The sequence below is a fragment of the Catonella morbi ATCC 51271 genome, assembly GCF_000160035.2.
GTDB classification, from domain to species: Bacteria; Bacillota; Clostridia; order Lachnospirales; family Lachnospiraceae; genus Catonella; species Catonella morbi.
Genome location: NZ_KI535367.1, coordinates 683,902 through 706,785, shown reverse-complemented (window position 1 = coordinate 706,785; position 22,884 = coordinate 683,902). Strand labels below are relative to the sequence as shown.

General features: G+C 36.5%; 20 protein-coding genes. 3 read left to right on the top strand and 17 right to left on the bottom strand.

What is annotated here, in order from left to right; genetic code table 11:
- Window positions 1–8 precede the first annotated feature (8 nt).
- The 16 genes from GCWU000282_RS06690 to GCWU000282_RS06615 form a co-directional block, all read right to left on the bottom strand.
- Complete coding sequence (locus tag GCWU000282_RS06690; RefSeq protein WP_023354293.1) at window positions 9–1,574, bottom strand: MBOAT family O-acyltransferase; 1,566 nt, start codon at window positions 1,572–1,574, stop codon at window positions 9–11.
- Between the two features lie 2 nt (window positions 1,575–1,576).
- Complete coding sequence (locus GCWU000282_RS06685; protein WP_023354292.1) at window positions 1,577–1,804, bottom strand: acyl carrier protein; 228 nt, start codon at window positions 1,802–1,804, stop codon at window positions 1,577–1,579.
- A 133-nt stretch (window positions 1,805–1,937) separates the two neighbouring features.
- A complete protein-coding gene (locus GCWU000282_RS06680) occupies window positions 1,938–3,659 on the bottom strand; it encodes an AMP-binding protein (RefSeq protein ID WP_169730263.1) in 1,722 nt (573 codons plus the stop codon).
- 1 nt (window position 3,660) lies between these two features.
- Window positions 3,661–3,894, bottom strand: coding sequence for a DUF3791 domain-containing protein (locus tag GCWU000282_RS06675; protein WP_023354290.1), 234 nt, complete (start codon window positions 3,892–3,894; stop codon window positions 3,661–3,663).
- On the bottom strand, window positions 3,891–4,142 hold the full coding sequence (locus tag GCWU000282_RS06670; protein ID WP_023354289.1) for a DUF3791 domain-containing protein: 252 nt from the start codon (window positions 4,140–4,142) through the stop codon (window positions 3,891–3,893). The genes GCWU000282_RS06675 and GCWU000282_RS06670 overlap by 4 nt, the downstream gene beginning before the upstream one ends.
- A gap of 21 nt (window positions 4,143–4,163) precedes the next feature.
- Window positions 4,164–4,715 carry a shikimate kinase gene (locus GCWU000282_RS06665; RefSeq protein WP_023354288.1) on the bottom strand — a complete coding sequence of 184 codons (552 nt, stop codon included), beginning with the start codon at window positions 4,713–4,715 and terminating at the stop codon, window positions 4,164–4,166.
- Window positions 4,716–5,022: 307 nt separating this feature from the next.
- A complete protein-coding gene (locus GCWU000282_RS06660) occupies window positions 5,023–5,379 on the bottom strand; it encodes a HipA domain-containing protein (RefSeq protein WP_278246407.1) in 357 nt (118 codons plus the stop codon).
- A gap of 2 nt (window positions 5,380–5,381) precedes the next feature.
- Entirely contained in the window at window positions 5,382–5,699 is a 318-nt protein-coding gene (locus tag GCWU000282_RS06655) for a helix-turn-helix domain-containing protein (RefSeq protein WP_023354285.1), read from the bottom strand.
- Between the two features lie 191 nt (window positions 5,700–5,890).
- Complete coding sequence (locus GCWU000282_RS06650; RefSeq protein WP_023354284.1) at window positions 5,891–7,747, bottom strand: ATP-dependent helicase; 1,857 nt, start codon at window positions 7,745–7,747, stop codon at window positions 5,891–5,893.
- A gap of 319 nt (window positions 7,748–8,066) precedes the next feature.
- Window positions 8,067–9,530, bottom strand: coding sequence for a glutamate--tRNA ligase (gene gltX, locus GCWU000282_RS06645; RefSeq protein WP_035039692.1), 1,464 nt, complete (start codon window positions 9,528–9,530; stop codon window positions 8,067–8,069).
- A gap of 40 nt (window positions 9,531–9,570) precedes the next feature.
- The gene (locus GCWU000282_RS06640; RefSeq protein ID WP_023354282.1) at window positions 9,571–9,900 is read right to left on the bottom strand and encodes a DUF1292 domain-containing protein; all 330 of its coding nucleotides are present in this window, start codon (window positions 9,898–9,900) and stop codon (window positions 9,571–9,573) included.
- A gap of 210 nt (window positions 9,901–10,110) precedes the next feature.
- Window positions 10,111–10,980 carry an Rpn family recombination-promoting nuclease/putative transposase gene (locus tag GCWU000282_RS06635; RefSeq protein WP_023354281.1) on the bottom strand — a complete coding sequence of 290 codons (870 nt, stop codon included), beginning with the start codon at window positions 10,978–10,980 and terminating at the stop codon, window positions 10,111–10,113.
- Window positions 10,981–11,249: 269 nt separating this feature from the next.
- Window positions 11,250–11,471, bottom strand: a complete 222-nt coding sequence (locus GCWU000282_RS06630) for a hypothetical protein (protein ID WP_023354280.1) — start codon at window positions 11,469–11,471, stop codon at window positions 11,250–11,252.
- Window positions 11,471–13,006 (bottom strand): 4-alpha-glucanotransferase, encoded by a 1,536-nt coding sequence (gene malQ / locus GCWU000282_RS06625; RefSeq protein WP_023354279.1) that lies wholly within the window; start codon window positions 13,004–13,006, stop codon window positions 11,471–11,473. Before malQ ends, GCWU000282_RS06630 begins: the two co-directional genes overlap by 1 nt.
- Window positions 13,007–13,268: 262 nt before the next feature.
- Window positions 13,269–15,539 (bottom strand): glycogen/starch/alpha-glucan phosphorylase, encoded by a 2,271-nt coding sequence (locus tag GCWU000282_RS06620; RefSeq protein WP_023354278.1) that lies wholly within the window; start codon window positions 15,537–15,539, stop codon window positions 13,269–13,271.
- Window positions 15,539–17,248, bottom strand: a complete 1,710-nt coding sequence (locus GCWU000282_RS06615; RefSeq protein WP_023354277.1) for a GGDEF domain-containing protein — start codon at window positions 17,246–17,248, stop codon at window positions 15,539–15,541. Before GCWU000282_RS06615 ends, GCWU000282_RS06620 begins: the two co-directional genes overlap by 1 nt.
- Before the next feature lie 228 nt (window positions 17,249–17,476).
- Between GCWU000282_RS06615 and GCWU000282_RS06610 the strand changes: the two genes are divergently transcribed.
- The 3 genes from GCWU000282_RS06610 to GCWU000282_RS06600 all read left to right on the top strand — a co-directional run bounded on the left by GCWU000282_RS06610 (window position 17,477) and on the right by GCWU000282_RS06600 (window position 22,097).
- Window positions 17,477–19,219, top strand: a complete 1,743-nt coding sequence (locus tag GCWU000282_RS06610) for an ABC transporter ATP-binding protein (protein WP_035039687.1) — start codon at window positions 17,477–17,479, stop codon at window positions 19,217–19,219.
- Entirely contained in the window at window positions 19,212–20,933 is a 1,722-nt protein-coding gene (locus tag GCWU000282_RS06605) for an ABC transporter ATP-binding protein (protein ID WP_023354275.1), read from the top strand. Before GCWU000282_RS06610 ends, GCWU000282_RS06605 begins: the two co-directional genes overlap by 8 nt.
- A gap of 354 nt (window positions 20,934–21,287) precedes the next feature.
- The gene (locus GCWU000282_RS06600) at window positions 21,288–22,097 is read left to right on the top strand and encodes an Rpn family recombination-promoting nuclease/putative transposase (protein WP_023354274.1); all 810 of its coding nucleotides are present in this window, start codon (window positions 21,288–21,290) and stop codon (window positions 22,095–22,097) included.
- 206 nt (window positions 22,098–22,303) lie between these two features.
- Here GCWU000282_RS06600 and GCWU000282_RS06595 read toward each other — a convergent pair whose 3' ends face one another.
- Window positions 22,304–22,849 (bottom strand): hypothetical protein, encoded by a 546-nt coding sequence (locus GCWU000282_RS06595; RefSeq protein WP_023354273.1) that lies wholly within the window; start codon window positions 22,847–22,849, stop codon window positions 22,304–22,306.
- Between the last annotated feature and the right edge of the window lie 35 nt (window positions 22,850–22,884).

The following is a 22,884-nucleotide window of genomic DNA, read 5'->3' as shown; positions in this document are numbered from 1 at the left end:
TTACCCTCCTAAAATCTGTTGTAAATAAACTGTGAGCTGTCATACCCTATACCATAAACTCCAAAAATCAAGATTGCAATAAAAAGCAGGGCAAGTAACGGATACCAAAGCACTTCATTCTTCCCTAATATTCTATCTCTTATATCAATCTTTCTTGAAGCCATACTTGTTAAAAATATAACAATGACTCCAATTCCTATAACCGCATAATCAGCTACTTTTATTCCTAAGTCGGCAACTAATATCCTATCCCAATTATTTACCCTTAATATACTAAAAAATGCCTTAAAAGCAGTGCCCACATCCTTATAACAGTCAAGCATCCTGATACTGCTCATTATAAAGACGGTACGCAGAGCCGAAAACGCATCATAGAGCCTAAACGGCAGATTTTTAACAGGTATAAACTTATGAAAAACCGCATACAAGCCTTTAAGCTCATCTGAAATCAGAATACATATACCATTTAAAAGCCCCCATACCACAAAATTCCAGCCTGCTCCATGCCAAAGTCCCGTAAGAAACCAGACAGTAAGAGCTGAAATGTAGACAGGCACACGCTTTCCTATATTTTTGCCAAAATACTTTCTCGAAAATTTGGAAAGCTTCAGCATAGGATTTGATACCGAAACCGGATAGAATACATAATCCCTAAACCAGCTACCCATAGTTATATGCCAACGTCTCCAGTACTCTTTTATATTTTTTGAAAAATAAGGTCTGATGAAATTCTCTTCAACCTTAATACCAAGCATTTCAGCTATAGCTATGGTTATATCTATACCACCCGAAAAATCTGCATAAATCTGTATAGCATAAAACATAATTCCTAAGAACGCAAAGGCTCCGTTATAGGTTTCAGAATCGGAAATAATAGTAAGAACAGCAGGCATTATACGGTCTGCTACTACCATTTTCTTAAAATATCCCCATAAAAGCCTGTAAAATCCCCTGATAAAGTTTTTGTGATTATAATTATGCCTGATAAAAAGAGACTTTGATATAGCATCAAATCTGCTTATAGGACCTTGTATGAGCTGTGGGAAAAACGATATATAAAGGGCAAATTTAAAAAAGTTTCTTTCTGCCCTATATTTTCTGCGATACACATCTACAAGGTAGCTTATGCTCTTAAATGTATAGAAAGAAATTCCCATAGGTAAAATAATATTAAGGGATTTTAACAGTGCATTGCCTGTAAATTCATTGAATATAAAATTAATATTTGAGATAACAAAATCGGAATATTTTACAACTATCAGAGTTCCCAAGCTAAAAAATAAGCCAAAATAAAGCCAGGTTTTGGGTTGTTGCAAAACAGAGGTTTTTGACCTTTTAGTATCTTTTACTTTTTCTCCTGATATTTTTAAGTACGAATCATCTGTTTTTAAACTCGCAAAATAAACTCCGGCAGTAACCAGAGCCATATATATAAGATAAATTTTACCGGCAAAAAAATAAAACAAAATACTGCCAACTAATAAAAACTGCCATTGAAACCTCTTAAATACGGTGTAATAGCAGATTATAAAAATAATTAAAAAAGCCACGAACTCATAGGATACAAATAGCATTTTTACTCCAATTTCTCCAGTAATGCCATAATAGCTTCTAAAGAGTTAAAATTATCAGGTGTAATCTCATTTGCAGGTACTTTTATGTCAAAATTTGCGACTATCTCCGATATAAGAGTTACAATGTCAAATGAGTCAAAAATTCCGTTATCAATGAGATTTCTCTCGTTTTCATAATCAATCTCAGGGTGGATGTCCTGTAAAATATTAAGTAATTCGGTTTTATTCATGGGCAGCCTCTCTTATCAAAATTACGGTATCAAAGGTATAATATTTTTTCACCTGCAAACTTGCACAAAACTTTATACTTTCGGCACTTGCATTATTATAACCAAATTATTCACACCGTAGGCCACATACCTCTTATTCGGCATAGTTCGGCAGGATAAACGGCTTTCTGCCAGGACTATGGAGTAATACTGCTAAAGCCTTTCTGTCTATCTTGCCACCTGCCATATTAGGAAGTTTAGCAAGCTTTACTATTTTCCCCGGAACCATATAGCCTGCGAGTTTATTTCTAAAATATTCTTTTACTTTGTCAGGCTCTATACTACCCTCGTAGAAAAATATTATTACCTCTTTATCATTATCATAATGACAAACTCCTCTTTCCACTCCCGAAATCTCATTCCCACAGGCTTCTATCTCCTCAAGTTCTATCCGGTAACCCCTGTGCTTAATCTGATTATCCTTACGCCCCGCAAAGTAAATTTCTCCGTCCTCTCCATAATAGCCTATATCACCTGTCTTGTAAATAAGTTTAGACATTCCATCATTTAGCGGATTTTTAACAAATTTTTCTTTAGTTTTTTCTACATCTTTATAATATCCAAGTGCAAGCCCTGTTCCACCGATACAGATTTCGCCCTGCAAGCTTTTTTCCACAGTCTTGCCTTCATCGACAATTTGAGAAAACTTTGTGTCAGGAAGCGGTTCTTCTGTTGCCAGGTCTTTTTTGTCCTGCCGGAAAATCTCCATGTCAGCCAGCTGTTTTACTGTAGGGTTTCCTTCTTTATCAATAATGGAAATCTCTGTATCAGGAAGTAACTTCACTATCGGGTTTCCTTCTTCATCAATAAGGAAAATTTCTGTATCAGGAAGCGGTTTCCCTATAGGTATGCTATTTTCAAGTCTTTCAACATTATCAACTACATAGTAACTACTCATTCCTGTACATTCGGTGGCTCCGTAAAGGTTGATAAATTTTGCCTTAGGACAGGCTTTCATCCACTGTTTCAAATGGCTTAGCGGAAATACTTCACCGCCAAAGGCAATTACCCTAAGATACTTTGGCTTTGCGTACTCAAAGGCGGAAAGCTTTGTAAATATTGTAAGAGCCGAAGCTACAAAACAGATGGTGTTTATTTTATGCTCGTTAAGATATTCTATAAGCTTAACCGGTGCCATAAAAAGCTTTTTAGGGATGAAATAAGTGGTCGCACCGTATTTAAGTGTAGTATAAATATCTTTTAAGCTGGCATCTAAGTATAAGGGTGCCTGATTGCCAAAAATAGTGTTTTCGTCACATTCTAGTACCTCTCCCAGTCCTTCTATATAGTCTACTACATTTCTGTGGCTTGCCATAACTCCCTTTGGTACACCTGTTGAACCGGAGGTAAATACTAGATAGACCGGATCTGTATCCTTACAGTTTTGATAAATTTTTAACAAGGCTTCATGGTCTATTTCTCCTGTAATTATCTCATCATAATTATAAATTTTACCTTTAAAACCCAAACTTTCAGCCTTTGCCTCGGTATATTTATCGCAAATCATCAGTTTTGATTCCGTTATGTCTATGATGTGGCTAAGTCTTGTATAAGTCATTTCAAGGTCAAGTGCCACATAGTAATTCCCTGAACAAATTACTCCCAAAAGAGCCGAAATTTCCTCCGGGGACTTTTCCATAAAGATAAGGACAGGCTCGTTGTAAATATTTTTATCAGCTATGAAACTTCCTATTATTTCAGTTTTTGATTTAAGTTCTGAAAAGGTAAAGACAGAAGTTTCGCTTATAAAGGCTGGTTTATACGGGTAGTGGGCTGCTGTGGCGTATAGGTATAATAGTAGGTTGGTTGGGTTCATATTATTCATCTTTTCTTGGAATTCTATTTGGTTCATTTTCTCTTAGTATCAGTTCTTCAACTAAGTAAGCATCACTCATACAATGCATATCAGAGATACCTTTGCTCATAAGTGTGTAGACAATTGAGTGATAAAAGTAATCCAGGGCTTCTTCAACTGTTTTATTACGTTCTTTTGCATAGGATACTACTATTCTGGCATATTTCTTCTGTAATAGGATTGGGTGGGCATTCATACTTTATCACTCCTCTCTTCTACCCCTTTTCTCTTCATTAGTTCGATAATATCATTTATGATATAGTCCTTCCCCTGGGTGTGGAGTACATCATAGCAAGGTAAGATATATTCGTCTAAAATACCGGTAGTTTTTAATATATCATAAGTTTCTACCGAGTCTTTATTAAGGCTGGTTGCTATATTTTCTATACAGAAGATGGCAAATTCTATTTCATTAAGACCGTAGTCAGGCTTGGTGGTTTTCACAGGGGTACCTCTTTTCTAAGTCTATTGTATATGAAGTAATTTTTTTAAGTTATATGAGGCAATCATTTTCTCTGCTACCTGCTCTGGGGAAAGATTATTTACACTACATTTATTTTTTATTTTTTCATATACTTTACTAAACCACGCAATATCTGCTCTTATTTCACGTATGTAATGAGCTTTATGAAGATTTTTATATTCAATATCCTCATAAATATTATCGTCTTCATCACTGAATACTAAACGATCAAATATATTTTTGGCTGAATCTGTTATTTCAATTGCAATAATATTATTCATATTAAGAAAATCAGAAAAATACTCTTTATGAGAAATTGGCGTAACAGCTATTAAACAGTTATCATTATTTTTTATGATATTTCCTATAAGTCTTCCTCTTTTTTCATCTCTCTCCCTTAAAGTTCCTGTACTTACAAATTCTTCAAGCGTAATATTATAAAGCTTTTTTATTTCATCATCCAAATCATAAAAAGGAATTTTAAGCGTATCAGCAACTATTTTACCTACTGTACTTTTGCCTACATTTGAAATCCCAAACAAAAGTATTATCATTTCTCTCCTCTTCAATCTCTGCTTAAATATTATTTAACAGTCAAGTATTTTCCTCTATATTCAACTCCAACTATCAAGATAAGCTATATCTATATTGCTGCTAAAGTTCCGCGGCTTGGTACAATCGAAAAGAATCACATTCAGAGCAGTTTTACATTTTGCATAAAGCCGCTCTTTCTGTCTGCTCTGAATCTGATACTTTTCTTAGGAATTTTACCATAATTATAAAATATTGCAAGTAAAATTAAGGCAATTTGTCTATTTCCCCACATACTTTTCCTGTTTTATTAAAACTTTACATAACACCTCATCCCTCACACACCTTAAATGCCACCTTCATCCTATCAATCTCACCTCTGCCTATTCCATATTTCTTAGCCAAAATCTGCCAGTTATTTCTAACTATTCCCTTGACCAAGTCTACCTGTCTAACAGCCTCTTTTTTCTCAATACCATAATATTTAGCTGCTTCTATCGCCAACTCAAAATCTATATCTGCATTATCAGAATCTACATTCAAAGACAGATATTCCCCATATATATCCGGATTCACATCATAAAGCGGAGACAATCCCCAACCACCTTCTGATAAGATAAATCCATGATTTCTAAAATGATCATCAGTATTTGATACTGCCATACTGAATACAATTCTTTTCCATATATTTACCTTTTCTTATTCACTCTCTTACTCACCGTCAGTCCTAAATCCTGCAGCTTTCTCCCCAATTCATCATCTTTTGCAACCAACAACAAATCTTTATCCATGTAATTAAGTGCATGTAATACTGCCGCATAGCAACCTATTGCCACAGATGGTGCACCTTTTTCTATAGACACAAGTGTTGCCCTGCTAATTCCTGCCCTCTCTGCAACAAGTTCTGCAGATATCTTTCTTCTTAATCTTGCTAATTTTATCTGCTCGCCCATTTGAGCAAGTATATTTTCAGTTTCCGGTAACAATACGATTGACTTTTTAGGCATAAAAATACCTCCTTATGTCTATAATATTAAACATAAAGAGGTATTTTGTCAATTTTTATTTACTTTATTTTAAACAAACTCTCCTATCTGACATATCTCAGACATAACATAAAAACTCCCTAATCTGTCACCTACAACTGACATTTAACCCCATTTTTACATTTTTGTCAGTTATAACCGACAGATTTCTCCTACCCCAAATACTCCCTCAAAAACGGCGAAACCTCTTTATCCTTCCCATATAAATTTTTAGGATAGGTAATCATAAGTTCCTTCTTTGCCCTTGTAATAGCCACATAGAAAAGCCTTCTCTCTTCTTCTATATCCGACTGTCTTATAGCTTTTTTGTACGGAATTATACCTTCTACCACTTCAGGGATATAAACTTTTTCAAACTCAAGTCCCTTACAGCCATGCATGGTTGAGATAACTACGGCATCCCTGTCGGTATTTTTATTTTTTTCAAACTCTTCTTTCTGCTTTTTATTAAAGTCTTCTATGCTTTCCTTCCACTCCTTCAGAGTATTAAAAGGCTTTGCAGCTTCCTCAATTTCCTCTAAGATTTCAAACAGTTCATCTGCATCTATATGTCTTTCATCTGCATAGTCTGTTAAAAATTTATCATAGCCTATTACCTTACGGATATAGTGGATTGCACCAAATGGTGAAAGTTCAGCCAGTTTTGCAAGATGAAACTGCAAGGTATTTATTCTTTCAGCCATCCAGTTACGCCCCTTATAAGCTGCTGTCCATTTGATAAAACTTACATATTCGACCTTATCCTTATTAAGTACAACTGCATCGGCAAGACTTTCTCTTGTAAGATAGCGGTTCGGGCGGTTCATTATATTTAAAAATCTGCTCCTTGCCCTGTCCCCATTTGCTATTTCAAGGTAATCCATTATATTTTTTGCTATAAAATGATTATAAATGCTTGGAGCCATTTCTTTCATAATAAATGGAATATTGTACTCTATAAGCTTTACTACCACCGGTCTTGCAGCGATATTTGTCCTATATACTATAGCCATTTCAGAAAATGGAATTCCTGCCTCGTGCGACTTTATTATATCCTTTACTATCGCAGTATCTTCTGTTCTTCTGTCAGTAAAACTTTTGATAACCGGCAGATTTCCTCTTACACCCTTTGCCGCTATTATCTTCTTATCAAAGCGTTGTTTATTTTTATGAATTACACTTCCTGCGAAATTTAGAATTGACTCTGTAGAACGGTAATTTTCATTTAACAAAACCTTTTTACAATCAGGATAGATTTTCTCAAAGCCAAGCATAATCTCAGGCTTTGCCCCTCTAAAGCGGTATATGCTCTGGTCATCATCACCTACTATGAAAATGTTATTAAGGGGCTTTGACATCTTCCTTACAAGTTCAAACTGAAGCTTGGATACATCCTGAAATTCATCTATAAGAATATACTTAAACTTGCTCTGCCAGGCCTCAAGAATATGGGGATAGTCATTAAACAGTTTGTCGCAAAGCAACATCATATCATCAAAATCAATCAGTCCTCTTTCCTTCATAAAGGCTTCGTAAGACTTGAATATATCCCTAAATGCTTCCTCCGGGCAGTTAAGTGAGTAATAATTCTCTATGGCTACCCCTTCAGATTTTACCCTGCTTATTTCTCCGATAACATTTTTGATAAAATCCTTCTCATCACCCTCTTCAAGGTCTAAACTTCTGATTTTTTCTTTTAAGAAATTTCTTGTCATTTCCTCAGTAATTATCTGATCTACTCCGTATCCGTAAGAAACCCTGAGTATCATAAAAAATACCGAGTGAAAGGTAGCAAACTGCACTCCCTTAGGCTCTCCCATCAATTTTACAAAGCGTTCCTTCATTTCCATGGCTGCCGCCTTTGTGAAAGTTATAACAAGAATTGTCTGTGGTGCAATCTTCATTTCTTCCAAAAGATAACGCACCCTGCCCGTAATTACTGCCGTTTTTCCTGAGCCCGGCCCGGCAAGCACCATCATAGGTCCATCTACGTGCCTTACTGCTTCTAACTGTGGTTTACTGTACTCCACATTTCCTCCTATTATTTCAAAAAACTATATTTTACAAGGATTGCGAGAAGCGAAACTGTAGCAATCCTGTAACGATAAAATCCCAAATTATTAACCCCACAGGCCACAAACCTCTTATCCCTCATAGTACAATAGGATAAGCCATTTTCAGTCTGTGAGTTTTGGGATAGTACCAAACATCCTGTGATACATCGTAATCTGGTGCCTATGGCATAATTACGATATTTCACAGGATGTTAATAACAATAATATTTCTAAAAAATATTCCCTTACAAGCAAGTTTATCACTAGATTCAATGCTCGTAGCTAAAATTTAATATTAGCCCTCAACAGCCTTACTAAGCTTTTCTATACCTATTCTTACTCTTCTTAAGCTTTCTTCCTTGCCAAGAATTTCCATTATCTCATAAGCTCCGCCCGGTGTCATCTGCTTACCCGAAACAGCGGTTCTTATAGGCCAAAGTCCCTGTCCGTTCTTTATACCCTTATCCTGGATGTAACCCATAAGTACAACTTCAACACCTTCTCTTGAGTAATCATCACTTGCTTCAAGTAACGGAAGCAGGTCGCGAAGTACCTGCAAGGAACTTTCGCTGTTAGTTTTCATCTTCTTATGTGTATACATGGCTATATCATAATCAGGCAGTTCCTCAAAGAAATCTATATGCTCTTTAAGGTCAGGTAGAACTTCTATTCTGGTCTTTACAAGCTCTGCTATCTTCTTAAGGTCAAGGTCTTTTGTTATAACCTCTTTAAGATATGGAAGTGCCATCTCATAAAATCTGTCAAAATCCATAGCCTTAAGATACTCACCATTCATCCAGCGCAGCTTAACCATGTCAAATACAGCCGGAGATTTATTTATTCTGGTATAATCAAACTCTCTTATAAGTCCTTCAAGGTCAAAAATCTCAGTTCCGCTTTCTGCACTCCAGCCTAAAAGGGCTATGAAGTTCACTACTGCCTCAGGTACAAAGCCCTGCTCAATCAAATCTTCGTATGAACTATGCCCGCTGCGTTTTGAGAGCTTCTGATGATCCTCGTTTGTAATAAGAGGACAATGAATATAGGTAGGTATTTCCCAGCCAAATGCCTCATAAAGTCTGTTGTACTTAGGTGTAGAGGAAAGATACTCATTTCCGCGTACTACATGTGTAATGCCCATAAGGTGGTCATCTACTACATTTGCAAAGTTGTAGGTTGGGTAGCCGTCCGATTTAATAAGTACCTGGTCATCAAGCTCAGAGTTTGGTGCTGTTATCTCTCCGTAAACCTCATCCTTAAAAGTAGTAGTACCCTCTCTTGGAATATTCTGACGTATAACATAAGGCTTGCCCTCTGCAAGATTTTTCTCTATCTCTTCTTTTGGAAGATGGAGACAATGCTTGTCATAGACCATTACTTCCTTTCCTTCAATGGTCTGCTTAAGGCTTTCAAGTCTTTCTTTATCACAGAAGCAATAGTATGCTTCTCCCTTTTCTACAAGTTCTTTTGCATATTTAAGGTAAATGCCTGCTGCCTGTCTTTCACTCTGCACATAAGGTCCATAGTCTCCGCCTATGTCAGGGCCTTCATCATGTTTAAGTCCTGTAGCCTTCATTGTATTATAAATGATATCAAGGGCTTCCGGCACAAATCTTTCTCTGTCCGTATCTTCTATTCTTAGCAGAAATGAGCCTCCTTCGTGCTTAGCTATAAGAAACTCATAAAGAGCCGTTCTTAAATTTCCTACGTGCATTCTTCCTGTTGGACTTGGTGCGTATCTTGTTCTTACCTGTTTCATTTTTTTATCTCCTAGTATATTATATAATAAATCTCTAAATTTATTCTTTTTCATCAATTACGGCATCTATCTCAGCAGCCTCTACCATTTGATTAAAGGCATCTTCTACCTTTTCAAATTCCTTATCGTCTTCAATATCTTCTATGTTAAACTCTTCTTCTCCTACCGGTACAAATCTATACATCCAGATATCACTGTCATCATTGTCTTTATCTACAAGTGCGATATACTGCTTTCCATCTACAGGAAAGATAGCAAGCACTTCACATTCAACCTCGGAACCATCTTCCATTTCTATCGGAATAACCATATAAGGCAGGTTTTCATCCTTTTCTATACCCATAACTACCTCCATTTCATTTAATGCCATAATAGTTCATCATAAGCACTAAGTTCAGTCCTCGCCAAAAGCGGCTCGCTTGCACAACACTAGCACCTGCGGTGCGTCGTCACTAAGTGCTTAGATACCGCGCTACCTAAAGGTACTAGCACCTAAGGTGCGTCGTCGTTAAGTGTTCACATTATATCACAAATTATCCGATTGGAAAATAAAAAATTCAAAGTGTTTTTTATAGTCTTCTTATAATGCTTCTATCTGCTCTTTAGTAAGTCCTGTCGCCTTTACTATAATTTCTACATCAACCTTGCTATCTTTAAAATTCTTAGCTATGCGGAAGGTTGCAAGTTCTTCTCCCTCGTTTCTGCCCTCAAGCTTTCCTTCAAGCTTTCCTTTTTCAACTCCACGGTTTTCAATCTTATCTAAAAACTCACACATATCCACCTTTCTCCCTTCTTTTTTGATATTTACAATCTCTTCTTTTATTTCTCCAAATCTTTCATCCCCTATCACCGCATCCAATAAATCTAAAACTACTTCCGGATGTTTAATTTCTCTGTTCTCAGGCTCATAACTGTCAGGATTTCCTATAATTCCCGCAATCAGATTAAAGTCACCTTTGTACTTTTCTATATCTTCATCTGATAGCCTTACCATATCAATAAGCTTAAATTTATGGTCAGAAACTATATCTATAAGTTCATCAGGACAATCAAGCCTATCTTTAAGCGTTGTAGGAGCCTTCCATTCACTTTTACCCCAGTAAATTACAATCGTAAATACAGGATAAATATGCTCGTTTCCTATTTGGCCTTTGTAAGTTGCGCCGTCATAAGAAATCACTCTTAATATCATATCCTTATCAGGATTTGTCTGGTTTTCAATACCAATGAAGGAAAATATCACTCCCTTTTTCTCCCACAATTTGGCAACATCTCTGATTTGCTCGCGGTGATTACTTTCATCATCCTTAAACTGTGTAACAGGGCTTACATCCGACAATTCCTCACTTTTTACAACCTCTTTTCCGTCAAATACAGCTCCGTTTACAACATCTGCAAACACATCATTGAAACCCAATAACATTTTTTCAATTATATCTTTATTCTTCATTTTACCTCTTTTCTTAACAATACACAACAAGTTATCCTAAACTTAAATCTATTTAGGTATTAAAAAAATTGGGGCATACAAAAATAAGCCACAGTACACCCCTGACCTTAATATTTTTAGTGAGATTTGATTTCTGAAACGAAATCTAAGAAATAGTAAATTAAAATAGAATCAAACAATGAAATAATGATAACATAATTTTTTTACACTTTCAAGCAAAAGAGGAAAAAGACCTGAGCCTTTCTCCTCTTCTTAGAATAAACTATATTTTACTTACCCTTATTCTTCCTTAACTCCTCAAAGATATCAATATCATCTTGGGTTACCCTTATATTGGATGTCTTTGTATCCTCACCGGGTTTGGTTACGGAGACTTCGACTATTGTACCTTCCGGAAGTCCGGGCATTATAACTCTTTTTATAAATTCCGCTGCCTTGGGGTGATTGCCTTCAAGTTTTGATTTGTACTTAAATAAAGTGAACGGATTCATTATTTCCCCTTAGTTTCCCTTCTTTCTGCAGCCCTGCCATAAGTTGTGGCAAGCTTCAGCATTCTTTTTGCAAGCTTTGATGTAAAATCCTTCTTACCCATTCTCCACTCCCAATTACCGCCAAGAGTAGACGGAGTATTTATTCTGGCCTGATTGTCAATACAGAGGAAATCCTGCATTGGAATGATGGTGAGATTGCCCACACTCATATAAGCATTTCTGATAATCTCCCACACAATCTCTTTCTCATCTTCAGTCTGAATATTAAGGTATTCATTTGCAAATTTCTTTACCTTTTTATCCAAGCCACGATACCAACCTCGAGTTGTCTCATTATCGTGTGTACCTGTATATACAACAGAATTAGCAACATGATTGTGCGGAAGATAGGTAGTTTCTGCTCCGCCGTAGAAAGCAAAATGAATAACCTTCATGCCCGGATATCCGGTACGCTTAACAAGCTTTATTACAGAAGGAGTAAGATAACCAAGATCCTCAGCTATCACATCCACCTCTCCCAGCACTTCCTTCATCCTTGCAAAAAGAGCATAGCCCGCACCCTTTTTCCATTTGCCTACTACAGCATCTTTTCTGCCGTAAGGAATGGAATAATAGGTGTCAAAACCTCTGAAATGATCTATTCTTACAGTATCATAAAGCTCAAAAGCCCTTGCCATACGCTTCATCCACCACTCGTAGTCGGTCTTCTTATGATAATCCCAGTCATAGAGCGGGTTGCCCCAAAGCTGACCTGTAGCAGAAAAGGCATCAGGCGGACAGCCTGCAACCGCTATCGGGGTAAAATTTTCATCAAACTGGAAAAGTTCCGGGTTTGCCCAAGCATCCGCCGAGTCAAAGGCCACATAGATAGGCACATCACCAATTATCTTTATTCCCTTATCATTAGCATATTTTTTAAGCTTCTTCCACTGTACATCAAACATCCACTGAATGAATACGTAGAATTCTATCTCATCAGCCAGTTTTTCTTTGTACTTTTTAAGTGTCTCAGGCTTGCGAAGTCTGAGTCCTTCCTCCCACTCACTCCAGGATACTCCGTTTTGAGAATCCTTTATAGCCATAAAAAGTGAATAATTGTCAATCCAAAGACTGTTTGCCTTCTTAAACTTCTCAAGACTTTCACTGCCTTCAAGCTTAAATTTACCTGATTTAATAAGCTTTTTAGCATTATCGAAGGCTGTTTTAAGCGCCTTAAATCTTGAATTATATATCTTTTCGTAGTCAATCTTTTTAGAATTCTTGCCAAAATTAAACTTCTTAAGCTCTGCCTCTTTTATGAGACCAAGTTTAGCAAGTTCTTCAAGGTCTACAAAATATGGATTTCCTGCATAAGTAGAAAATGACTGATACGGGCTGTCTCCGTAACTGGTCGGTCCCAAAGGAAGTATCTGCCAATATCCCTGTCCTGCCTCTGCAAGCTTATCCACAAACTCATATGCCTCTTTGGAAAAACAGCCGATTCCGTATTCCGAAGGCAATGAACTAACCGGTAAAAGTACTCCACAACTTCTCATAAATTGTCCTTTCTCCGATATTTACCATATAAATTTATAAGACAAGTGCCAAAATTTGAATACTGCTTTACATATGATACAAGTGTCAAAAGTATAAATATTTGATTGCGGCTTACTTGCAAGAGAATTTATTATCTTTTGACACTCACAAAATATGAATAAGCAGCCATTTTTTTACAAGGATTACGAGAATCAAAACTGCAACAATCCTGTATCAATGGGGGCAAATACTTTTGGCACCTGCACATATACTTATCGGATACTATTTAAGTTTCCAGATATCTTTATTATATTCTTCAATTGTTCTGTCAGACGAGAAGAAGCCGGCATTTGCCATATTTACAACCACCATTCTCTTCCACTTTTCTCTGTCTGCATAATCCTTAAGAATCTCATCTTTCTTTGCAATATAGTCCTCAAGGTCAAGAAGTGCCATAAACCAGTCCTTATTAATAATATCATTGTAAAGTCTCTCAAGATTCTCTTTATTGCCAACCTGTAAAGCCTTGTCACTTACAATAAAGTCTACAGCATCTTTAACCACCTTCGATTTGTTGTAAATATCACGAGACACATAATCAGCCTTTTTATAATGTTCAATTACCTCGTCAGATTTTGCACCAAAGATGTAGATATTCTCATCACCTACAAAGTCATGGATTTCCACATTGGCACCGTCATCTGTTCCGAGTGTAATTGCACCGTTTAACATAAACTTCATGTTTGAAGTACCGCTTGCCTCTTTAGAAGCAAGAGAAATCTGCTCTGATATATCGCAGGCAGGAATTATCTTCTCTGCATAACTTACATTGTAGTTTGTAACCATAAGCACCTTAAGGTATGGGCTTACCTCAGGATCCTTATTGATTATCTCCTGAAGCACAAGAATAAGGTGGATAATATCCTTAGCTATTACATATGCAGGAGCAGCCTTTGCGCCAAAGATACAGGTAACAGGAGTCTCAGGCTTCTTTCCCGCTTTAATCTCAAGATACTTATGAATGATGTAAAGTGCATTCATCTGCTGACGCTTGTACTCATGGAGACGCTTAACCTGTACATCAAATACAGAGTTAGGATCAAGCTCTACGCCTTCCGTCTTTCTTACATAATCGACAAAAGCCTGCTTGTTAGCCTTCTTTACTTCATCTAACTTATCAAGGAAAACTTGGTCATCCTTGTGGTCAAGAAGCTTTTTAAGTTCTGTAGCATCTTTTCTGTATCCGGTTCCAATCGTTTCATCAAAAAGCTTTGCAAGCCCATGGTTACAGGACAGCAGCCATCTTCTAAAGGTAATACCGTTGGTCTTATTGTTAAATCTCTCAGGATAAAGCTTATAAAAATGACTGAGCTCCGAATCCTTAAGAATATCGGTATGTATAGCCGCAACACCATTGGTTGAAAAACCGTAATGGATGTCGATATGTGCCATATGGACTTTATTTTCATCATCTATAATCTGAATAACCGGATCCGGATTATTCTTTCTTATTCTGTTGTTAAGTTCCTTGATTATAGGCACAAGCACAGGAACTACCTTTTCAAGATAGCTCATTGGCCATTTCTCAAGAGCCTCCGCAAGGATGGTATGGTTTGTATAAGCACAGGTCTTGCTTACTACCTCTATTGCATCATCCATAGTAAAGTATTCTTCCTGAGTAAGAATTCTGATAAGTTCAGGGATAACCATGGTAGGATGGGTATCATTAATCTGAACTACTGCATACTTATGAAGCTCATGTAGATCATGACCTGCATCCTTCATATCCTTAATTATAAGTCTTGCAGCATTGCTTACCATAAAATACTGCTGATAGATACGGAGAAGATGACCCGCCTCATCTGAATCATCAGGATAGAGGAAAAGTGTTAAATTTTTCTCAATATTATTTTTGTCAAAATCAATTCCGTTTCCTACAAGGCTCTCATCCACAGAGTTTACATCAAAAAGATGGAGCTTACCTATACCGTTGTCATAGCCGACTACATCTATATCGTACATAGTTGATCTTACTGTTCTGTCACCGAATTTAACATCGAAGCTTAAATCAGTCTTTGTAAGCCAGGACTGATCGGTAATCCATTCATTTCTGACTGCATTCTGAAGATGGTTATTAAATATCTGTTTAAATAATCCAAAATGATATAAAAGACCGACACCGCAACCATTAAGTCCAAGGCTGGCTATAGAATCAAGGAAGCAGGCAGCAAGTCTTCCGAGACCACCGTTTCCGAGTGATGGCTCAGGTTCCAAGTTCTCCAACATAGCTATGCTTTTTCCCGATTCATTTAATACTTTCTCTATTTCATCATATACACCGAGATTTATAAGGTTATTGCTCAGTAGTTTACCAATAAGAAATTCCGCAGAAATGTAGTAGAGTTTCCTCTCTCCTGTTATCTGCTTTTTATCAGCCATAAGCTCTTTAGTAAATACCAACAATGTGTGGAAAAGCTCTGCCTCCGTACACTGTCTTACAGGTCTCCCATAAAGCTTTGCTGACAGTTTCTCAAACCTATCTCTTAATTCCATTAAACTATTGCTCCTTTCTTCATCCTATCTTTACATTCATACATTCTCTTATCCGCTTCAATTCCGGCCTTTTCTAAGCTTGTAAATTCGTTTTTGTCATATACGGCATGTCCATAGGCAATGTGAAGCGGCATAAGTAAATCGGGAGTCCTGTTGTACTCCCTTTCAAGTTCTTTTAACTTTAATATTCCTCTCTCATAGATGTATTCAGTTCCATCCCCTATAACGAAGACAGTAAACTCATCTCCACCTACTCTGAAAGCAGAGCCGCTGTTTCCAAAAGCCTTATTTATAATCTCGGCACATTTTATGATGTGGCGGTCACCATAAGCATGGCCGTAATTATCATTAATTTTTCTCAGATCATTCAAATCAAACTGACATATAAGTACATTTTCAATTTCACCATTGTCAAGCTTTTTCTGTATTTCCTTTTCCTTTTCTTCAAAAGCCGTTCTGTTGGCAAGCCCCGTAAGTGAATCTTTATACGATATTTCAGCTACTTTATCAGTAAGTTCCTCTTTTTTAATTCCTTCAAAAAGCTTACGCATGGAATCTACCACAAGGAGCAGCACTCCTATCAGGATGCCGCTCCTCATCACTGTTCCGTTATCTCTTCCACCGTAGTTAATATAATAACTTAATATATCCCATATTGCACTGATTGCAAACACTCCGATAGAAAGCGCTATTGTCAGTGTATTGGTTTTAATTTTATTTTTTTTACAATATACGTTATTTTCAATGGCAGCTACCAGTGACATTACACCTATTATAAAAAAGCCTATATGAATTATATATATGCCTTCATGCGAATCCTTAATACCGGTTAAACTAAGTGTGCTTACCAGAATCAGTTCCAAAACGGTAACCCCAAAGGATGCCTTTAGGAAAATATCACGGCTGTATTCCAAATCCTGATAAACATAACTCACAAAAAAATAAGGCATAAAAATCAGTAATAGATGATTAATCTCATTTAGCTGAGGCGAATACCCAAACATAAACTGCAACATCAAAGTCTCACTGGCAGCCCAGACTCCGACACTTACGGTAAGTATACCAAGCACCCTGTTCCTCTCGTTATGCCCATTACTCAACTTGAAAAAGAGAGAGATAAGAATCAATATAATACCTATAATTATAATCACAAAGCTAAACTGAAAACCAAAAAAATTCTGATCCAGTATTTTACCAAAATAATCCCAGGTTCTTCCTAAGTATATTTTATTTATAAGGCTTCCACTATCATTATATATAGGAAAAACTTTTAGCCCGACCTTTTCACCTGCATATTCTCTTTTTATAGTAACCCTGTGAAAACAACTTCCGTTCCCCTTTGACAGTACAGGCTGAATCTCCGGCATAAAGTCATAAACTACTTCATCACCTATAATAACCTGAAATCTCAGGTTTTTACTTCTGAAATTCAATATAGTATCATTTACCAAATATGCGGGTATAGTATGATAAACATATATTTCCGGCTCACCGTTACTGTTTTTAGTCGCAGACTTGCCAATATCCTCCAAATAGATTTCTTTATTATCGTCAGTATACCATGCAGTCGAAAAATCTTCCAAGCTCCTTCCGTCTCTTATTCTGTAAACCGAATTATCTATTTTCAAGAACACAATGAAGCCTGCAAAAAGTAATAATATGGTTATAAGTATAAAATCAAAAACAGCACTCTTCTCATGTTTTTTCACTTTTATCCTCCGAGAATATAATCCACATTTTCCCTATTTACAATAATACTCTAAAACTCGACTTTTAGCAAGGTTTTTGAGAGCAACTCTATTTATCTGCAATTATTCACAAAAAAATATAGTTAGTATACAATCTTTTCTTGCATTTTTTGGACATAGAGCGTAAAATTAGTTCAGTTAGATAGACCTAACCAGTTATTTTCTATATCAATTATGAAAGGAAAACAGATGAATACTTACAAAAAACTCTTTGGATATGCTCCCGAGAAAAAACATCTTGCCTATGTTTCGGCAGTCTTGTCAACTGTTGCTTCAATACTGGCAGTTTTACCGTTTTGGTATCTCTGGAGGTTTTTAGAAAGAATAATAGTATATAAAGACAACGATGGTGCCCTGCATTACGCTGTTATTATAGTTTCTCTTTTACTTGCCTACGCTGTCACCTATTTTTCATCTCTATGGGCTTCACATATTTTAGCCTTCAGGCTCGAGAGCAACATGAGAAAAGTCGGTACCGGGCATCTTATGGATGCTTCTTTCGCCTTCTTTGACGTGAACTCTTCCGGAACAATACGTAAAATAATAGATGACAATGCGACTCAGACACATATGATAGTTGCCCATCTGATTCCTGACCTTACAGCAGCCTTCACTATTCCTGTATTTTTATTTATTACAATGTTTGCTGTTGATATAAGGCTGGGTATCCTCACCCTTTTTCTTGCAATAATCGGTGTACTCCAGCTTGCGGCTATGATGGGCGGTAAAGACTTTATGACCAAATATATGAAGTCTCTTGACAAAATGAATGCAGAGGCTGTCGAATATGTAAGGGGAATGCAGGTAGTTAAAATCTTCCGTGCCGATATAGCTTCATTTAAAAATTTTTATAAGACAATTAAGGACTACTCCGCCTATGCCTTAAACTATTCAATGTCCTGCAGAAGACCTTATGTACTTTTTCAGATTATTTTCAATATAATTGTTGCCATAGCTGTACCTTTTGCGGTTTATTTTATTAACAAAGGAGAAGATATACAGGTTATCCTTGCAAAGATAGTATTCTTCGCCTGCTTTTCAGGAGCGGTTTTTGTCTGCTTTATGAAAATAATGTTTGTAAGCATGTATGGCACTCAGGCAAATCAGGCAGTTGAAAAGCTCGAAAATCTTTTTGCCGAAATGGAAAAAGGCAAGCCTTTGCGTGGAAACAGAAATGAAATGACTTCAAGTGATATAGAATTTAAGAATGTTTCATTTAAATACGGTGAAGATTATGTAATAAAAGATTTAAGTCTCACCCTTAAAGAAGGAAAAACCTATGCTTTAGTCGGCTCTTCCGGCGGTGGAAAATCTACCCTTGCCAAGCTTATAAGCGGTTTTTACGCTGTAAATGAAGGCGAGATATGTATAGGCGGATACCCTATAAGTGATTATACAGAAGATGCTATAATGAAAAATATTGCCTTCGTTTTTCAAAATTCAAAGCTGTTTAAGACAAGCATATATGAAAATGTAAAAATAGGAAATCCTAAGGCTTCCAAAGAAGAAGTAATGAAAGCTCTAAGCCTTGCCTGCTGTGATGATATCCTGGATAAATTCCCTGAAAGAGAAAATACCCTAATAGGAGCTAAAGGAGTTCATCTCTCAGGTGGTGAAACCCAGAGAATAGCTATCGCAAGGGCAATACTTAAAAATGCTAAAATAGTAATCCTTGACGAGGCAAGTGCCGCTGCCGATCCTGAAAATGAATACGAAATACAACGTGCTTTCTCAAGCCTTATGAAGGATAAAACAGTAATCATGATAGCCCACAGGCTGAGTTCAATAAGAAATGCCGATGAAATCCTTGTAGTTGATGGCGGAAAGATAATAGAACGCGGCACAGATAAGGAACTTATGGCTGCAAACGGGCGTTATAAGGAATTTCAGGATATGTTTGCTAAAGCAACTGATTGGAGGGTATATGACTAATAAAGTAAAAGAAATGTTTGCCCTTACCGATGCCGGGGCAAAAGGCATGATAAAAGCCTCATTCGGAACGTTTTTAATGTATATAGCCTATATGCTTCCGATAACGGTGTTGATGTTTTTTATAAATGAAGTGGTAGAGAATAAGGCTCTTTCCATAGTAATATACCTTATTATGCTGGGAGTTCTTTCTGTAATAATGTATATTTTCATAAACTTTTCCTACAAAACCACTTACAACGAGACCTATAAAGAAGCTGCAAATCTTAGAATAGAGATAGCCGACATACTTAAGGAGCTGCCTCTCTCCTACTTTTCAAAGCATGATATAGCTGACCTTTCACAGACTGTAATGCATGATGTGGCAGATATAGAGCATGCTATGAGCCACTCTATACCTGAGATAATAGGCTTTATGTTTTATTTTGTCATAGTGGGAATTATGCTTTTAGCCGGAAATATTAAGCTTGGGCTTGCTGTAATTATCCCGGTTATAGTTAGTTTCCTCCTCCTTATTTTATCAAAAAAGCTTCAGGTTTCATCTACTACAAAGTATTACGGACAACTGCGTGAAAATTCAGATACATTTCAGGAAGCCATTGAATTACAACAGGAAATTAAGAGCTACGGAAGAAAAGAAGCTACTACCGACAAGATAATGGATGCTATTGACAAAACCGAAAAGCTTCATATAATAACAGAAATTTCACAGGCACTTCCTACAAGTCTCTCAAGCGCCCTCCTTAAATTTTCACTTGGTTTCACCGTAGTTGTGGGTGCTATCCTCTATATGACCGGAGAAATAAACCTTCTCTATCTTACAGGCTATCTGATAGCAGCTGCTAGAATAATGGACGGTGTGGCAGGAATATATGCAAATATTGCAGAGGTTATGTATATAGACGCCAGAATTAATCGTATAAAAGAGCTTAGAAATACTTCTCTTCAGGCAGGCGAACCTTTTAAACTTACAGGATATGACATAGAATTCAAGGATGTAAGCTTTGGCTATAATTCTGAAACCAAGGTTATAGACGGGCTTTCATTTACCGCAAATCATAATGAAGTTACCGCACTTATCGGTCCGAGCGGCTGTGGTAAAACTACTGCCTTAAGGCTTATGTCAAGGCTTTACGATTATGATAGCGGAAGTATAGAAATAGGCGGAAGGGATATAAAAGGAATAAAAACCGAGGATTTATTTGATGATATCTCAATAGTATTTCAGGAAGTTTCCCTGTTCAACACCTCTATCTTAGAAAATATAAGAATGGGCAGAAAAAATGCCAGTGATGAAGAAGTAAAGGAAGCCGCAAGGCTTGCAGGCTGCGAAGAATTTATACTTGGCTTTGCTGAAGGTTACGATACTCCTATCGGTGAAAACGGAATGAAGCTTTCCGGTGGTGAAAGACAGCGTCTTTCCATAGCAAGGGCTATGCTTAAAAATGCCCCTATCATTCTGCTTGATGAAATTAGTGCTTCACTTGATATTGAAAATGAAGCAAAGATACAGGAAAGCTTAAAGCACCTTATAAAAGGCAAGACTGTAGTAATCATTTCTCACAGAATGCACTCTATAGAAAAGGCTGATAAGATAGTGCTAATGGATGAAGGAAGGATAAATTCGATTGGTACACACGAGGAACTGCTTGCAAATTCTGAGCTTTACAGGCAGCTTACCAAGAAGGCTGAGCTTACCGCTAATTATACTTATTGATACTTACTACACCGTATGCGCAATTTGGCATGCGGTGTTTTTTTGTTTATTCTGTATAGTAAACCCTTATATTTTTGTATACTTTAACGTTGGCTAAATAGTAAAAATACCTTATAATTATATTTGTAAATATGAGCCATAATAATCACTACTATTTATAAATTTCATATTATTCTATAAGTTTCTATCAAGGTATCAAACTCTCCCTGATTATTCTGGCTCATATCTATGTTAATTCTAAACTGAGTATATCTTTTCTCTACTTAGCAGGAATTTCTAAGTTTATATTTTTCAAAATATCTGCTATAATAGCCATATAGGCATTATAGCAAATCCAAAGAAGAAAGGACTTCAATGCCAACCAAGAAAGAATTTGAAGAGTATGCCAGAGGGCTGAACCCGATTGATGACTTGATGTTTAGCAAGATGGCGGAAAGCAGGGAGTTTTGTGAAGAAATACTCCGAGTCATCCTAGATGATGATGAACTCATAGTTACTGAGAATATACCTCAATGCAAGGTGGAAAATCTTCATGGGCGTTCTATAATTATGGATGCAAAATGTATAACCAGGGACGGACGACATATTAATATTGAGGTGCAGAAGGCAGATAATGATGACCATCTTAGAAGAGTCAGATATAACGGTTCTATCTTAACTACAAATATAACAGAAACCGGAACAAAGTTTGAATTTGTTCCTGATGTCTGCTTAATATTTATATCTGCCTTTGATATGTTTAAGAGCGGGCTCCCACTCTATCATGTGAAAAAAGTGGTTATGGAAACAGGACAGGTTGTTGAAGACGGACTTACCGAAATATATGCAAATGCGGTAATTGACAACGGTTCTAAATTTTCCAAACTTATGAAAGTATTTACAGAAAATGATACTTATAATACAGAAGAATTCCCTGTGACAAGCGAAATTAAAGCCAGATTTAAGTTTGATGAAGGAGGTGCTGTAAAAATGGATGAAACTTTACAGAGATGGAAAGAGGAATGGATTAGCGAGGGTGAGGCTCGGGGTGAAAAACGAGGTGAAAAATTAGGTGCTAAAAATGAAAAAATTAAAATAGCCGGTGATTTGAAGAAAAGAGGCTTTGCTGATAATCTGATTGCCGAAATTACAGGACTTTCTGAGAAAGTGGTAACGGCTCTGTAAAGTCCCGAACTTATATCAAAATTTAAAGGTCTACCTATGTCTGTAGTTATGACTCTGTAAAATTACCTACTGTATATTCTACCCATAACATAGGCATTGTTCCGAACTTGGCTGATATTTTTAATCAGGTAAGCCGGTAAATGCCTATTCTATGGGTATTTTTATAAATCCACAAATCATCTGCCTTTTATCATTTAGCACACAGTCTAAGCCTTAACTATATAATATATTACACTAAATATAAAACCTATCGCCATCAAACGAAAAATAGCTCGCCAATATTTTTTACAGGCTACCTCATATTTATAGCCTGCAAATCCCGGCCAAAGCCATCCTGTCCCTTCAAAAGGCAGAAGATAATTCTTTAACTTGTCACTGAATTCAATAAGTATATTTAAAAATGCAGCTATTGTTACAATACCAAAAACAAACCAATATGTTATAGGCATATCTCTTCTCTCTAAGAAAAAATAACCGGCAAGTCTGTTAAGCAGATAAAAAGTTATTAGATTACATATGATTACAACATATCTATTAATTCTGAGTGTAAAACCAAGTACACGTTCAACCGCATAAATAAGAAAAAAGAAAAATAATTGATAAGTTTCTCTATCATATTCCCTATAAGGATCCGAATAGGGACGTGGTGGAAATTCAAAGTTGTACACAAAAAATAATACAAACCAAAATGGCATATATATTAAGGTAAATAAATTGTATAAAATTATTATATCATCTTCTCTTCTATACATTATTAAACTCCCATTATCAAACTATATGGTTTTTC

Coding starts and splice junctions, on each gene's coding strand:
- GCWU000282_RS06680 (WP_169730263.1), bottom strand. CDS start 3,659: ATGAACCCAACCAACCTACTATTATACCTATACGCCACAGCAGCCCAC.
- GCWU000282_RS06690 (WP_023354293.1), bottom strand. CDS start 1,574: ATGCTATTTGTATCCTATGAGTTCGTGGCTTTTTTAATTATTTTTATA.
- GCWU000282_RS06665 (WP_023354288.1), bottom strand. CDS start 4,715: ATGATAATACTTTTGTTTGGGATTTCAAATGTAGGCAAAAGTACAGTA.
- GCWU000282_RS06675 (WP_023354290.1), bottom strand. CDS start 3,894: ATGAATGCCCACCCAATCCTATTACAGAAGAAATATGCCAGAATAGTA.
- GCWU000282_RS06685 (WP_023354292.1), bottom strand. CDS start 1,804: ATGAATAAAACCGAATTACTTAATATTTTACAGGACATCCACCCTGAG.
- malQ (WP_023354279.1), bottom strand. CDS start 13,006: ATGAGAAGTTGTGGAGTACTTTTACCGGTTAGTTCATTGCCTTCGGAA.
- GCWU000282_RS06635 (WP_023354281.1), bottom strand. CDS start 10,980: ATGAAGAATAAAGATATAATTGAAAAAATGTTATTGGGTTTCAATGAT.
- GCWU000282_RS06600 (WP_023354274.1), top strand. CDS start 21,288: ATGCCAACCAAGAAAGAATTTGAAGAGTATGCCAGAGGGCTGAACCCG.
- GCWU000282_RS06630 (WP_023354280.1), bottom strand. CDS start 11,471: ATGAATCCGTTCACTTTATTTAAGTACAAATCAAAACTTGAAGGCAAT.
- GCWU000282_RS06620 (WP_023354278.1), bottom strand. CDS start 15,539: ATGGAATTAAGAGATAGGTTTGAGAAACTGTCAGCAAAGCTTTATGGG.
- GCWU000282_RS06595 (WP_023354273.1), bottom strand. CDS start 22,849: ATGTATAGAAGAGAAGATGATATAATAATTTTATACAATTTATTTACC.
- gltX (WP_035039692.1), bottom strand. CDS start 9,530: ATGAAACAGGTAAGAACAAGATACGCACCAAGTCCAACAGGAAGAATG.
- GCWU000282_RS06605 (WP_023354275.1), top strand. CDS start 19,212: ATGACTAATAAAGTAAAAGAAATGTTTGCCCTTACCGATGCCGGGGCA.
- GCWU000282_RS06640 (WP_023354282.1), bottom strand. CDS start 9,900: ATGGCATTAAATGAAATGGAGGTAGTTATGGGTATAGAAAAGGATGAA.
- GCWU000282_RS06610 (WP_035039687.1), top strand. CDS start 17,477: ATGAATACTTACAAAAAACTCTTTGGATATGCTCCCGAGAAAAAACAT.
- GCWU000282_RS06655 (WP_023354285.1), bottom strand. CDS start 5,699: ATGCCTAAAAAGTCAATCGTATTGTTACCGGAAACTGAAAATATACTT.